Source organism: Marinomonas posidonica (genome assembly GCF_043643765.1).
GTDB lineage: Bacteria > Pseudomonadota > Gammaproteobacteria > Pseudomonadales > Marinomonadaceae > Marinomonas > Marinomonas posidonica_A.
The window spans coordinates 256,572-269,646 of sequence record NZ_JBHZSP010000002.1 but is presented as its reverse complement, the minus strand read 5'-3'; the positions used below and the strand labels follow the sequence as shown (position 1 = coordinate 269,646).

Genomic DNA, 13,075 nt, shown 5'->3' with positions numbered 1-13,075 from the left:
TTTTGAAGTCTTCAATATAGGGGTTAGACATGGGTGTTATTGCAAAGCGCTCCTCAATGACGTTCTTTTCTGATGGAGAAGATCATTACAGCCATCGCGTGCGTATCGTATTGGCAGAAAAAGCCGTAACAGTGGATATCATTGATGTAGACCCGTTTAACAAGCCAGACGAATTGGCAGATGTGAATCCGTATAATGAACTTCCAGCTTTAGTCGATCGTGATTTGGTGTTGTATGAGCCAAATGTCATGATGGAATATTTGGACGAGCGTTTTCCTCATCCACCATTATTACCAGTATACCCAGTTGCTCGTGCTGAAAGTCGTTTATACATGTATCGTATCCAGCGTGATTGGGCTAAATTGGTCGACCTAATTTTGTCGAGTAAAGACAAAGAAGCCGTTGCTCAAGCACAAAAAGAGCTACGTGAAGGTTTAATCAGTGTTTCGCCAATTTTTGATGAAAAGCCTTACTTCATGAGCGAAGAGTTCACGATTGTAGATTGCTGCTTAGCACCGATTTTATGGCGTTTACCGGCTTTAGGTGTTGATATCCCTAAAGAGCAAGCTAAATCGCTGCATAAATACATGGATCTTGTTTTTGCTCGTGAGTCTTTCCAAGAAAGCCTTTCTGAAGCAGAGCAAGAAATGCGCTTAGACTAAGCCATTTGATGATCTAAATGTAAAAGAAAGGGGCTTTACTGCTCCTTTTTTTTATTCGTAAAAAGGGTAAAAGAGATGATTCCTAAACGATCTTACTTATTGAATGCCGCTTATTCTTGGGTGGCAGATAATGAAATGACACCATACTTATTGGTGGATGCAGAACAGGAAAACGTTGTCGTTCCAACTGAGTTTGTGAAAGATGGTCAAATTGTACTAAACATCAGTATGAGTGCGGTTCGCCATCTTAATATGGACAAAGACGCTGTATCATTTGAGGCGCGTTTTAGTGGCAAACCGATGCAAGTTTACGTGCCAATGAAAGCGGCGATGGCGCTGTATGCAAAAGAAAATGGTGATGGGTTTGTGTTTCCAGATGAAGAATTTGAACAAGAGCCAACACCAACTCCACCGACACCACCAAAAGGCTTCCAATTAAAAGTAGTTAAGTGATTATTCAGCCCTTGATGTTATGACATTAAGGGCTTTTCTTCGTAAGCCTTTTCTTGAGTTGTCGACTAAGTAGCCAATAAACTGATCGCGTTACTGTGGGCATCTTAGTCATTTAGATTTGTTTTGGCTATCAGTCTTCATAGCCAAAGAGTTGTCTTTCTAGTAAGTCCACAAGTGTATGAATGACGGTGATTTGGCATTCATGGACTCTTGCTGTCCCTAATAAATTGACCTTAATTTCAGTGTCATCTTGTGATGTCAAAGAGGAAATGTTTTTGGCTTCTGGGCTGGTTAAGGCCACAACGCTCATTTTTCGCTCGTGTGCCGCTTGGATGGCTTGAATGATGGGGGAAGTGTTGCCTCGGTTGGCAATCACAAAGAGAATGTCGCCTGGGTTGCCAAGCGCTGTAATTTGCTTGGAGAAAACATCGTGATAGCTGTCATTATGAGTGATCGCTAGAATTGAAGAGCCTTCACCGCTTAGATTAATGGCAGGCAGTCCTGGTCGTTCTCTGTCCATCTTATCCAACATTAAGGTGCTGAAGTACTGCGCCAAATGTGAACCTGTGCTGTTGCCAATGCAAATGATTTTGCCGCCCGATGCAATGCTGTTAAAAATGACTTTTCCAGCATGTTCAATGTAGGGAGGGAGGCTTTCCAGTGCCTGCTGTTGAGCTTCAAAACTTTGTGCAAACTGCGTGTAAATTGCTTCTTGAAAATCCATAGTGATTAAAATACTGCTTTAAGCCAAGTTAAATGTTTATGGTCAATTTTTATATCAAATAGTACGGCATCAAAACGACTGGAGTTGTCGATTTTGTTGTTTTTTTGTAGCCATAGGGCTGCGCTTTTGCGAATTTTCATTAACTTTGAGGGGGTTAGGCTTTCCGCGGCTGCCCCATGAGTAGGGGCTGCTCGGAACCTCACCTCGACAAACACATAGGTTTGCTGGTCAAGAAAAATCAAATCTATTTCGCCAGTTCGACAATAGAAATTACGTTCTACAAAGGTTAATCCTTGGCGACACAAAAAGGCTTCAGCGGCTTGTTCGGCTTTTTGTCCGTTATTCTTTGCTACTGCTTTCTTCGTTTTGAAAAAACTGCTTACTGCGCGCATAAACCAAGTTCCCTCTTCGGTAGGTCATTATCTCAGGGCGCTTATGAAAAACGCCTTTATCATCCATAGTGATAATGCCTGTGTTAGCAGAAATTTTAGTGCTTTTTAGCAAAGCAAACAGTTGGTATTTGTTCGCTAGCAAGTAAGAATCTGCGCCCATTGCTTGCAGACGACGTAAAATGTTTGACCCTGGGTTAGCGGGCAGGGCACTGGCTGTCTTTTTATTGGACGCTAGAGCTGGCAATTCCGTAAACAATATACGCTCAATGTCTTCCGCTTTGCCATTTTTGTCTGGCGCGCTGTCGTTTAGGCTGCTTGTGGCTAACATCGGGACGGAATCTGCGAAATAGAAGTCCAATAACGGTCGAATTTGTTTGGCGTCATCAAGCTTGCCAACATAAAAAACGTAATCTAAATCTTGTCTTGGTCGGGCGATGCTCTCAACCTTGCTGCCAGTCCATTTTTCAACAGATCTACGGCGCGACGTACTTTCGTTGATTAATAGTAGTTTTTGTACGGCATTCTGACGCCCCTGTGGGGTGTTAGCGTAAGATTGGGTTGAGGTAATGGTAACGTGCTCTTGTTCGGCCGCTTGAGTGAACTCATCGTTCTGTTTCAGTGCCCAAGTATCTTGAGTGCTTAATACCGCGGCTTTGGTTGCGCCTTCTTGTTTGGCAAAGCTAATCAACTCATGAATTTCGTCTTCCGCGTTGAGCGAAAAATGAAACAGATTGTTAGCGGCTTTATTAAAGTCTAATTGGTTTAGGGCAATGACTGGGTATGGCAAGTGAAGGCGACTGATTTGTGCCACGTTATTTTTCTGCAGTGGCCCAATAATAATATCAGGGGTCATGTCATTGGCGGCTTGTAGGGCATCGCTAATGTCATTGAACTGATCTACATCGACGATATTAACCTGTGGGCGCTTTTCTTTTTGGTTGTAGTAGGTGGCAAAAAAACCGTCGACAATGGCTTGTGAGGCACGTTTTAATTTACCTGTCATTGGTAACATTAACACGACTTTTTCCGGTGCCATTTCTTCAACGGACGCCATGATCTGAAAGTCTTGTGGCGGGGTAATTGCTGCTGGATGGTTGGCGTTTTCTTGTTGCCAGTTTTGGTAGTAGGCTAACTGTTGCTCAATGGATAGAGACTGGTCGCGTAAAATATTACTGATGGTTAGCCAGCCATTCAGGATTGGCTGTTGTTCTTGATACAGGCTATCAATTTCATTTTGTGTCAGGTTTTGAACGGCAAGCCAAAGTTTTGCTTGATTGGATTCGCCTTCATCAAGTGGCAGGCTATAACTTAACGCCATTCTTAGTTTGACGGCTTCAAGCCAATTGCCAAAATGTTCTAAAATGCTGGCGCGTGTTTGTTGGAGTGCATTTTGTTTGTCTGGATGACGAGTAACGGGCAGTAGTTCGGCTTTATTCAGTTGATCGAAGGCGTCTAGAGCATTGTCTAACTGAGCGTTGATGTTTGCCGCTAAGAGAAACGCGTCAAATTGAACCGATGATTTTTTGCCTAAAACAGTTTTTTCTAGAATAGAAATAGCTTGAATATAATTGCCATTATCATAATTATTTTGAGCTTGCTGTAGGGCATCACGAATGCCTTGATCTGAGCTCAAGGCCTTTTTCGGTTGGTAAATGCTAGGCGGTAAAGTGCGTTCTTGATCAGCGGTATTTTGCTGCACTCGTGTGGCGTTTTGTTGCGGCATATTTAAATTCGCGGAATTACAGGCCGCCAGCAGAAAAGAGCAGAGGGTTAATGATATGATGCGGTAATTATATAGGCTCATAATCTTAAAAATGACAAATGAAAGAGGCATCATGGTATCACATACTTCGGATGAAGTGAGAGGGTCGCTGTATATAGTTGCGACACCAATAGGCAATCTAGACGACTTTACCAAAAGAGCAGAAGAAACTTTACGCAATGTAGACTATATCGCGGCAGAAGACACTCGACACACCCGTCGATTATTGAACCATTTTGGCATTGAGGCTAAGTTATTTTCTGTACACGATCACAATGAAAAAGACAAAGCAGAGTACGTTGCCAGTTTACTATCAGAAGGTAAAAACCTCGCCCTAGTATCGGATGCAGGTACACCATTGATCTCGGATCCAGGTTACCACTTGGTATCAAGCTTAAGAGCATTAGGGCATAAAGTTGTGCCTGTTCCTGGTTCGTGTGCTGTGGTGGCGGCTTTGTGTGCGTCTGGTTTACCAACGGATCAGTTTTTCTTCGCCGGTTTTGTGCCGGCAAAGAGTAAAGCCCGTCGTGATGTGTTTGCTGCTTGGGCGAAGCAAGCTGGCACCGTTGTTTTCTACGAATCGACGCACCGAATTTATGATTCTATTAGCGATCTTGAGGCCGTATATGGTGATCAAGCCAACTTAGTGTTAGCTCGTGAAATTACTAAAACATTTGAAACTTTTTTATCTGGTTCGCCTAGTCAAATTCTGCAGCAGTTTGATGAAGATGCGAATCAGATGAAAGGCGAGTTTGTGGTGATGCTGAATTTATCTTTGCCAGAAGAAGATGAATCACTGCAGGAAGCTCGTCGAGTGTTGGCTTTGTTGTTAGAAGAATCTTTGCCTTTAAAGCAGGCGGCTTCGATTGCCGCCAAATTCACTGGCGGGAAAAAGAATCAACTTTATAAAATGGCGTTAGAGATGCAGCAGGACTGAGTTATGTTGTTGTAGCCTTACCCATTTAACTTTCAAGATTAAAAACTGGGTTTACAAGGACGTTTGATTAAGTATACTCATGATTACTTGTCGGAGTGCCATTTGGCTGAGATCGCATAATTGAATGCGGGATCCGCAGAACCTGATCGGGTTGATACCCGCGTAGGAAACAAGAAAGTCATACTTTTTCTTATCTGCATCGAATGAACTCCTGTTTTGTTGAATTGTTTTCGATGCAGCCAGTCACTCGTCTATTTCAATTCTATCATTTCAGGATTCCATGTTTGCCTAGTCTGATGTCTAAATCAGTTCGTTAGGATAAACAGCACCCCAGACAAGCAATTCTCACGTTATTAAAAAGGGAAATGCTCATGTCTAGTCACAACAACAAAAAACCAAACAAGCAGTCACGCGAAGAGTCTCGTTTGGCTGCAAAAGCCTTTATCGAGTCACTTCAAGCCACGCCTTTTCCAGCTTCGGAACGTATTTATCTAGATGGTAAGCGAGATGGTGTACGTGTGCCAATGCGTAAAATCAATCTCACCGACACGCCGATCGGTTCGGACCCTGACAAACTGACGTTTGAACCAAACGAAGCCATTTTTGTATACGATTGTTCAGGGCCTTACGGCGATCCACAAGAAGAAATCGATGTTCATCAGGGGATCAATCCATTACGAGCCAATTGGATTGAAGAGCGTAATGACACAGAAACCCTTTCCGTGGTTAGTTCAAGCTTTACTCAATCTCGATTAGACGATGGTAAGTTGGATGAACTGAGGTTCCAGCATTTACCCAAAATACGCCGTGCTAAGTCTGGTCAATGTGTGACTCAAATGCACTATGCCAAAAAGGGAATAATCACCCCTGAGATGGAATACATTGCGATTCGTGAAAATCAAAACTTGCAAGCCATTAAGAGTGAGTTGCTTCTTAAGCAGCACCCAGGTCAAAGTTTTGGGGCCAACCTACAAGATAAGATTACACCAGAGTTTGTGCGAGACGAGGTGGCAAGAGGTCGTGCCATTATCCCTAATAACATTAACCACCCAGAATCTGAGCCGATGATCATCGGCCGTAATTTCTTGGTTAAAGTGAATGCCAATATTGGTAATTCGGCGGTGACGTCTTCCATTGAGGAAGAAGTGGAAAAACTGGTTTGGTCGACTCGTTGGGGCGCGGATACGGTAATGGACTTGTCCACGGGGAAAAACATACACGAAACCCGCGAATGGATTTTACGAAATTCCCCTGTCCCTATTGGTACTGTACCGATTTATCAGGCGTTGGAAAAAGTCGATGGCATTGCTGAAAACCTAAACTGGGAGGTTTTTCGTGACACCTTGATTGAACAGGCGGAGCAGGGTGTGGATTACTTCACAATCCACGCTGGGGTTTTGTTGCGTTATGTCCCACTGACGGCGAAGCGCCTGACTGGCATTGTGTCTCGTGGCGGTTCGATTATGGCTAAATGGTGTTTGGCGCATCATACGGAGAGTTTTTTGTATGAGCGCTTCCGTGAAATTTGTGAGATTTGTGCGGCATACGATGTGGCGCTGTCATTAGGAGATGGCCTGCGTCCTGGGTCTATCATGGACGCCAACGACGAAGCACAAATGTCGGAATTGAGAACCTTAGGAGAGTTAACAAAAGTGGCTTGGGAGTACGATGTTCAAGTCATGATTGAAGGGCCAGGGCATGTGCCGATGCAGTTAATTGAGCAGAATATGACGGAGCAGTTAGAACATTGTCATGAAGCACCTTTTTATACTTTGGGACCATTAACACAAGATATTGCCCCGGGTTATGACCACATTACCTCTGGTATTGGTGCTGCTCAGATCGGTTGGTACGGTTGTGCCATGTTGTGTTACGTGACGCCGAAAGAGCACTTAGGTTTGCCGAACAAGGAAGACGTAAAGCAGGGCTTGATTACCTATAAAATTGCTGCTCATGCCGCGGACCTTGCCAAAGGTCATCCAGGCGCACAGATTCGCGATAATGCGCTTTCGAAGGCGCGTTTTGAATTCCGCTGGGAAGATCAATTTAATTTGTCTCTTGACCCAGAAACCGCGCGTGCTTATCACGATGAAACCTTGCCTCAAGCATCAGGTAAAGTGGCGCATTTCTGCTCTATGTGTGGTCCAAAATTCTGTTCGATGAAGATTACTCAAGAAGTTCGTGATTATGCGGCGGGATTAGAAGCGAATGCCATTGATTTAGTGTCCATAGAAGAGGATAACCCGATTGCGGGCATGCAAAAAATGTCTGAACAATTTCGTGATTTAGGCAGCGATGTGTATCTGACGACAGATAAATTTGATTCAAATTTATTGGCTGAATCGTCAACAGATGAGGTGTCAGTGGCAAGTAAAACGGGTTCAACAACGGACCTTGAAACAGAGCAACCTTAAAGTAGGAGGTGAGATAATGTCAAAACCTCCTGTTATTTGGTGTGTTGGCGGGTCTGACTCGTCGGCACACGCAGGATTGCAAGCCGACTTACGAACAGGGCAAGATCTGGGATGTCATGTGCAATCGATCGTGACCTGTGTCACAGCGCAAAATTCTAAAATTGTTGATTCAGTTGAGCCCGTTAGCGTGGCGATGTTTGATGCGCAATGGCACACGCTGTTGGATGATGTGTGGCCGCAAGCCATTAAGGTGAGTTTGTTGCCTAATTATGAGTTGGTTGTCGCGTGTAGTAAGTGGTTAGCAAACATAAAACAGCAACGTCCTGAAATTAGCATTGTGTTTGATCCGGTTATGGCGGCCAGCAGCGAAGCTGGTAATCGGTTACAACAAAGTGAGGCGGCCACAGAGTTACTGACTCTAATGCTGCCTTATGTGGATTATCTCACACCAAACTTACTGGAATTTGAAGCGTTAACGCAGATTTCGGTGCATCAACCGGTCAACCAAATTGCCTTTCAAATCACTGAGAAATATGGCGTTAACCAAGTTTCTTGGTTGTTGAAAGGCGGTCATCATGAAGCGACCATGGCGACAGATTGGTGGTTTAAAGGTGAAAGTGTGTGTGGTTTTTCAACCGACAAATTGTCTGTCCATAATACCCGTGGCACAGGTTGTACATTATCAACTGCGTTGGCCTGTTTTCTGGGGTATGACTACTTTGCTGACGATGCGATAACTATGGCAAAGGCTTACATTACCGGTGCGCTTAAAACTGGGGTGCAAATAGGGCAAGGAGCCGGGCCATTAGGTCGGCCTGGTTGGCCGGAGCAAATTGAGAACTTACCTAATATTGTTACCGCTGAAAGTGGCTTAGGACAGTCGCTGGCATTTGCAGAAATGGATGTGGATTCAATGGGGTTATACCCTGTTGTGGATTCCATTCATTGGTTGGAACGAGTGTTGAAGCAAGGGGTTCGCATTGCCCAATTGCGCATCAAGGACGCCGATTCAGCTCAACTCGAAGAGCAAATCCAGCAGGCGATCCTGCTAGGAAAAACTTACCAAGCGCAGGTGTTCATCAATGATTATTGGGAAAAAGCCATTGAATACGGTGCATATGGTGTGCACTTAGGGCAGGAAGATTTGTTAGTAGCTGACTTAGCACGTATTCAACAAGCTGGTTTGCGTTTAGGCGTGAGTACGCATGGCTATTTTGAGATTGCTCGAGCTCTGGTGTTTAAGCCTAGTTATATTGCGCTGGGGCATATCTATCCCACCCAAACAAAACAAATGACATCGCAACCTCAGGGACTTAAGCGTCTGCAGCATTATGTCAATTTACTCAAAGGTCATTACCCTACAGTAGCCATTGGCGGGATTAACTGTGAACGCTTTGCTGCCGTTGCGGCCACAGGAGTAAACAGTGTGGCTTTGGTAACCGCCATTACCTTAGCCGAATCGCCTGAACGAGTGACTCGTTTTCTGATAGAGCAGTTTGCGCAATCAAAAGAGGTCGGAAATGAAAATATATCTTAATGACAAACCGTTCGAGTTTGATGGTCGTTATGTTCAAGACTTAATTGATACGTTGAAAAAAGAGTCTAATGGTGTGGCGGTGGCCATAGATCAAAACATCATTCCTCGTAGTGCTTGGGCCACGACTGATGTACTCGCTTCTTGTCGTGTGTTTATTTTTGAATCCATTGCGGGAGGTTAGGTATGGAGCCCTTGATTATTGCTGATCATGAGTTTGGTTCTCGGTTGTTTGCTGGTACTGGAAAGTATGCCAGCGGCGAGGCAATGACAGAGTCTCTGTCGGCCAGTGGCACCGAGTTGGTGACGCTATCTTTACGACGTTTGGATTTGCAGCATCAAACGGACAATATTCTCAAACCCTTACAAAATATGGGGGTAAAGTTATTGCCCAATACGTCTGGGGCAAGGAATGCAAAAGAAGCCATCTTTGCGTCTGAGTTGGCTCGAGAGGCGTTACAGACAAATTGGGTGAAATTAGAAATCCATCCAGACCCACGTTATCTGATGCCGGATGGCAATGAAACCTTGGCGGCCGCCGAGGCGCTGGTAAAAAAAGGCTTTGTGGTGATGCCTTATGTGCATGCAGACCCTGTTTTGTGCAAACGTCTGGAAGAGGTTGGCTGCCAATGTGTGATGCCGTTAGGCTCGCCAATTGGATCGAACATGGGGCTGGCGAGTCGACCTTTTTTAGACATTATTATTGAACAGGCTAATGTACCAGTGATTGTGGATGCGGGGATTGGAGCGCCATCGGATGCTTCTTTGGCTTTGGAAATGGGGGCGGATGCAGTCTTGGTGAATACCGCGATGGCTGTAGCGAAACAACCGGAGCAAATGGGTAAGGCGTTTCGTTTGGCGGTTGAAGCAGGTCGATTAGCGTACGAATCTGGATTAGGGGAGAAGCGGTTTGATGCGGCGCATGCCACTAGCCCACTGACTGAGTTTATCGGGGCTTTGTCATGAGTAAGGCGTCTGTTTTGCGTGTTGTTGAGCAGAGTCCAGCTATTGCAGGTCAGTTCAGTCAGGTGCTTGAAGGTCTGGACTGGCAAACCATGACTCGTAGTCATCAAATGAAAACTGAACAGGATGTGATTCGGGCTCTAGCAAAAGATAAGTTAGACGTAGACGATTTTGCCGCGTTAATTTCGTCCGCTGCAGCACCTTATTTGCTGGAGATGGTGAGCAAAAGTGAACGTATCACTCAGCGGCGTTTCGGCAACACGATCAGCTTATTTGCGCCGCTGTATTTGTCGAATACTTGTGCTAATGAATGTACTTACTGTGGTTTCTCTATGTCGAACGCTATTCGCCGTCTGACGCTTAATGAGCACCAAGTTGATGCTGAGGTGGCCGCGATTAAGGCGAAAGGGTTTGACCATATCCTGTTGGTCACAGGTGAAACAAACAAGGTATCTATGCCGTATTTTGAGCGCATGTTACCGCGAATAAAGCCCCGTTTTAGTCAGCTCTCAATGGAAGTTCAGCCATTAGAAAAGGTGGATTATGAGCGGCTTCATCAATTGGGATTGGATGCGGTCTTGGTGTATCAAGAAACCTATCGACGTAAAACCTATCTAGAGCATCATTTGCGAGGCAATAAAAGTAATTTTAATTACCGCTTAGATGCGCCGGATCGTATTGGTCAGGCGCAGATTCATAAAATAGGATTAGGAGTGCTATTGGGCTTAGAGGACTGGCGCACTGACTCCATTGCCATGGCTCATCACCTACGCCATTTGCAAAAGCGTTATTGGCGTAGCCGTTTTAGTGTGGCCTTTCCTAGAATTCGTCCTTGTGAAGGTGGGATCGAACCTAAATCCGTGATCAGCGATCGCCAACTGGTTCAATTGATTGCCGCTTGGCGGTTGTTTGATGCGGATTTAGAAATGAGTTTGTCGACACGTGAATCGCCTAGCTTTAGACAGCATGCTGTAAAAATGGGCTTCACCACCATGAGTGCTGAGTCTAAAACTCAGCCCGGAGGTTATGCCGAAGAAGCTCAGCCCGCTTTGGAGCAGTTTGAGATAAGTGATGAAAGAAGCGTCGTTGACATTGCGGCGATGATTCACGCGCAAGGAAAAGAGGTGGTTTGGAAAGATTGGGATCCAGCCTTAACAAGTCGATTCTAATTTGGGAAATGTGCATTCACTGAGTGTTTTATTTCGCTTGGTGGATACATTTATCAGCTTGTTGACGCCATATTGACAAGCTTTATCACTCTCTCCTTGGTCTTTGGTTCGGTTTGACGTAACTCTAGACATAATGTCTTCATCGCGAAACAGAACGACTGAGGAGAAAGTATGTTGACCAACAAAAAAACTGGCAGGATTGCTGTCACATGTTTGGGCATTGCAATAATTGCTGGTGTGGCGATGAAAGCCTTTGCAGAACCTGAAAATGCGAAAATGGCGGTGCCTAATCATGAGCAATTGGCGGAACGCATTGCCGATAAGCTGGGCTTGGACAGTAATGCGGAAGAAAAAGTGTCAGCATTGTTTGAACGAGATGGTCAAAAAATCCGCAAAATTCAAGAACAGCTCCACAATACTCAAGTGGCATTGAGTCAACTTACGCCTAATTCAAAAGGCTATTTGAAGCAAGTGGATACACTGGCGGATAAAAGCGCTAAGCAAACTAAGGCGTTAACCATGGCATATGCGGAGAATCGCGCGTCTTTGTATAAGTTACTGACACCGAAGCAGATTAAAATGTTGGAAACGCCAGCCACGCCTGAGAATCAAAAGTAATTCCCTATAAAAAAAGCCCCAGTGACCTATGAAAGAATGCATAGGTCACTGGGGCTTGGTCTGTCTGGTCAACCGTTACGATTGAGTGACTTGATTGAATAGCTTAAAGTAGGTTGGGAAGGTCTTAGAGGTACAGCCTGGATCATTGATTGTCACAGGGGTATCTGAGAAGGCTACCAATGAGAAGCACATCGCAATGCGGTGATCATTGTAGGTATCGATTGCCGCGTGTTTTAAGGTTGTTACCGGTGTGACACTAATGAAATCTTCACCTTCAATCACTTCAGCACCAAGCTTTTTAAGCTCTGTGGCCATTGCACTTAAACGGTCTGTTTCTTTTACGCGCCAGTTATAAATATTACGGATGCGAGTCGTGCCTTCTGCAAACAGTGCTGTCGTAGCAATTGTCATGGCGGCATCTGGGATGTGGTTCATATCTAGGTCTACGCCTTTTAGCGTTTGACGTTCTGCTTCTATCCAGGTTGGGCCATAAGTGATTTTTGCACCCATTTTTTCCAGTACTTCGGCGAACTTTACATCCCCTTGAACGCTGTCTGTACCAACGCCATGCACTTTGATTTTCCCACCAGCAATCGCCGCTGCCGCTAAAAAATAAGACGCAGAAGAAGCGTCGCCTTCGACCATGATTTCGCCAGGGCTTTGGTAAGTTTGTTGACCTTTGACGATAAAGGCTTGGTAATTTTGGTTTTCCACCTCGATACCAAATTGCTTCATAGCGTGTAATGTGATGTCGATGTAAGGCTTAGAGACTAATTCTCCATCGACCTTAATAGTGAGGTCCTGTTGCGCTAGCGGTGCGCTCATTAAAATAGCGGTCAAGAACTGACTTGAAATGTTGCCTTTAATGGCAACTTCCCCGCCGTTTAATCCATTAGCCTTAATGCGCAGCGGTGGGTAATTCGTCTCGCCTTCATATTGAATGTCCACACCAAGCGTTTTCAGGGCATCGACTAGGTCGCCAATCGGACGTTCGTGCATGCGTGGCTCACCATGCAAACGAAATTCACCTTGGCCAAGGCATAGTGCTGCGGTTAGTGGGCGCATTGCAGTGCCAGCATTGCCCAAAAATAAGTCACCGAAATTGGCTTGAATAGGGCCACCCAAACCTTCTAATACACAAGTCGTGCCTTGATCTTCTAGGCGGTAGTTTACGCCCAATTGAGTCAGGCTCTCAAGCATATGACGAATGTCATCACTGTCTAATAGGTTAGTGATTCTGGTGGTGCCTTTGGCAAGCGTTGCCAGTAACAAAATGCGGTTTGAAAGACTCTTTGAGCCTGGAATTTGGATTTCGCCATCAGCCTTAGAAAGTGGGCCAAGAGTTATAGAGTTCATGTTTGTATCCATCACAGTGGTTTAAGTTTTTTGTTAATGAGCGCCTAGTGGCTAAATAAATAAAGGGTCAATGTATGGCTCAAAAATATCC

The 13,075-nt window shown here is 44.9% G+C and carries 13 protein-coding genes and 1 riboswitch; of the genes, 9 read left to right on the top strand and 4 right to left on the bottom strand.

Going from position 1 to position 13,075, the window contains the following annotated elements; all coding sequences use genetic code 11:
* Nucleotides 1-29 precede the first annotated feature (29 nt).
* Nucleotides 30-662 carry a glutathione S-transferase N-terminal domain-containing protein gene (locus tag ACHUFM_RS03320; RefSeq protein ID WP_013796472.1) on the top strand — a complete coding sequence of 211 codons (633 nt, stop codon included), beginning with the start codon at nt 30-32 and terminating at the stop codon, nt 660-662.
* A gap of 75 nt (nt 663-737) precedes the next feature.
* Nucleotides 738-1,115 (top strand): ClpXP protease specificity-enhancing factor, encoded by a 378-nt coding sequence (locus ACHUFM_RS03315; protein WP_394179540.1) that lies wholly within the window; start codon nt 738-740, stop codon nt 1,113-1,115.
* A 130-nt stretch (nt 1,116-1,245) separates the two neighbouring features.
* Here the strand turns inward: ACHUFM_RS03315 and ACHUFM_RS03310 are convergent, their stop codons facing one another.
* The 3 genes from ACHUFM_RS03310 to ACHUFM_RS03300 are packed head-to-tail and all read right to left on the bottom strand — an operon-like array spanning nt 1,246 to nt 3,954.
* Nucleotides 1,246-1,839 (bottom strand): SIS domain-containing protein, encoded by a 594-nt coding sequence (locus tag ACHUFM_RS03310; protein WP_394179538.1) that lies wholly within the window; start codon nt 1,837-1,839, stop codon nt 1,246-1,248.
* Nucleotides 1,840-1,844: 5 nt separating this feature from the next.
* Complete coding sequence (locus ACHUFM_RS03305; RefSeq protein WP_394179536.1) at nt 1,845-2,231, bottom strand: YraN family protein; 387 nt, start codon at nt 2,229-2,231, stop codon at nt 1,845-1,847.
* Complete coding sequence (locus ACHUFM_RS03300) at nt 2,179-3,954, bottom strand: penicillin-binding protein activator (protein ID WP_394179534.1); 1,776 nt, start codon at nt 3,952-3,954, stop codon at nt 2,179-2,181. The genes ACHUFM_RS03305 and ACHUFM_RS03300 overlap by 53 nt, the downstream gene beginning before the upstream one ends.
* Before the next feature lie 112 nt (nt 3,955-4,066).
* On the opposite strand from ACHUFM_RS03300, the gene rsmI reads away from it, so the two are divergent.
* From rsmI to ACHUFM_RS03265, 7 genes are all read left to right on the top strand, one after another.
* Entirely contained in the window at nt 4,067-4,930 is an 864-nt protein-coding gene (gene rsmI / locus ACHUFM_RS03295; RefSeq protein ID WP_113874644.1) for a 16S rRNA (cytidine(1402)-2'-O)-methyltransferase, read from the top strand.
* A gap of 81 nt (nt 4,931-5,011) precedes the next feature.
* Nucleotides 5,012-5,116: riboswitch (TPP riboswitch) on the top strand.
* Nucleotides 5,117-5,301: 185 nt separating this feature from the next.
* A complete protein-coding gene (gene thiC, locus ACHUFM_RS03290; protein ID WP_394179532.1) occupies nt 5,302-7,344 on the top strand; it encodes a phosphomethylpyrimidine synthase ThiC in 2,043 nt (680 codons plus the stop codon).
* Between the two features lie 16 nt (nt 7,345-7,360).
* Nucleotides 7,361-8,881 carry a thiamine phosphate synthase gene (gene thiE, locus ACHUFM_RS03285; protein WP_394179530.1) on the top strand — a complete coding sequence of 507 codons (1,521 nt, stop codon included), beginning with the start codon at nt 7,361-7,363 and terminating at the stop codon, nt 8,879-8,881.
* Nucleotides 8,865-9,062, top strand: a complete 198-nt coding sequence (gene thiS / locus ACHUFM_RS03280; protein WP_394179528.1) for a sulfur carrier protein ThiS — start codon at nt 8,865-8,867, stop codon at nt 9,060-9,062. Before thiE ends, thiS begins: the two co-directional genes overlap by 17 nt.
* A 2-nt stretch (nt 9,063-9,064) precedes the next feature.
* Nucleotides 9,065-9,844 carry a thiazole synthase gene (locus tag ACHUFM_RS03275; RefSeq protein WP_394179526.1) on the top strand — a complete coding sequence of 260 codons (780 nt, stop codon included), beginning with the start codon at nt 9,065-9,067 and terminating at the stop codon, nt 9,842-9,844.
* Nucleotides 9,841-11,010 carry a 2-iminoacetate synthase ThiH gene (gene thiH, locus ACHUFM_RS03270; RefSeq protein WP_394179524.1) on the top strand — a complete coding sequence of 390 codons (1,170 nt, stop codon included), beginning with the start codon at nt 9,841-9,843 and terminating at the stop codon, nt 11,008-11,010. Before ACHUFM_RS03275 ends, thiH begins: the two co-directional genes overlap by 4 nt.
* A gap of 171 nt (nt 11,011-11,181) precedes the next feature.
* Complete coding sequence (locus ACHUFM_RS03265; RefSeq protein ID WP_394179522.1) at nt 11,182-11,628, top strand: hypothetical protein; 447 nt, start codon at nt 11,182-11,184, stop codon at nt 11,626-11,628.
* Between the two features lie 75 nt (nt 11,629-11,703).
* Here the strand turns inward: ACHUFM_RS03265 and aroA are convergent, their stop codons facing one another.
* Nucleotides 11,704-12,984, bottom strand: coding sequence for a 3-phosphoshikimate 1-carboxyvinyltransferase (gene aroA / locus ACHUFM_RS03260; RefSeq protein WP_394179520.1), 1,281 nt, complete (start codon nt 12,982-12,984; stop codon nt 11,704-11,706).
* Between the last annotated feature and the right edge of the window lie 91 nt (nt 12,985-13,075).

What these genes read in the sequence shown, in the direction of transcription:
- ACHUFM_RS03320 (WP_013796472.1), top strand. Translation starts at nt 30, where the DNA reads ATGGGTGTTATTGCAAAGCGCTCCTCAATGACGTTCTTTTCTGATGGA.
- ACHUFM_RS03315 (WP_394179540.1), top strand. Translation starts at nt 738, where the DNA reads ATGATTCCTAAACGATCTTACTTATTGAATGCCGCTTATTCTTGGGTG.
- ACHUFM_RS03310 (WP_394179538.1), bottom strand. Translation starts at nt 1,839, where the DNA reads ATGGATTTTCAAGAAGCAATTTACACGCAGTTTGCACAAAGTTTTGAA.
- ACHUFM_RS03305 (WP_394179536.1), bottom strand. Translation starts at nt 2,231, where the DNA reads ATGCGCGCAGTAAGCAGTTTTTTCAAAACGAAGAAAGCAGTAGCAAAG.
- ACHUFM_RS03300 (WP_394179534.1), bottom strand. Translation starts at nt 3,954, where the DNA reads ATGCCGCAACAAAACGCCACACGAGTGCAGCAAAATACCGCTGATCAA.
- rsmI (WP_113874644.1), top strand. Translation starts at nt 4,067, where the DNA reads ATGGTATCACATACTTCGGATGAAGTGAGAGGGTCGCTGTATATAGTT.
- thiC (WP_394179532.1), top strand. Translation starts at nt 5,302, where the DNA reads ATGTCTAGTCACAACAACAAAAAACCAAACAAGCAGTCACGCGAAGAG.
- thiE (WP_394179530.1), top strand. Translation starts at nt 7,361, where the DNA reads ATGTCAAAACCTCCTGTTATTTGGTGTGTTGGCGGGTCTGACTCGTCG.
- thiS (WP_394179528.1), top strand. Translation starts at nt 8,865, where the DNA reads ATGAAAATATATCTTAATGACAAACCGTTCGAGTTTGATGGTCGTTAT.
- ACHUFM_RS03275 (WP_394179526.1), top strand. Translation starts at nt 9,065, where the DNA reads ATGGAGCCCTTGATTATTGCTGATCATGAGTTTGGTTCTCGGTTGTTT.
- thiH (WP_394179524.1), top strand. Translation starts at nt 9,841, where the DNA reads ATGAGTAAGGCGTCTGTTTTGCGTGTTGTTGAGCAGAGTCCAGCTATT.
- ACHUFM_RS03265 (WP_394179522.1), top strand. Translation starts at nt 11,182, where the DNA reads ATGTTGACCAACAAAAAAACTGGCAGGATTGCTGTCACATGTTTGGGC.
- aroA (WP_394179520.1), bottom strand. Translation starts at nt 12,984, where the DNA reads ATGAACTCTATAACTCTTGGCCCACTTTCTAAGGCTGATGGCGAAATC.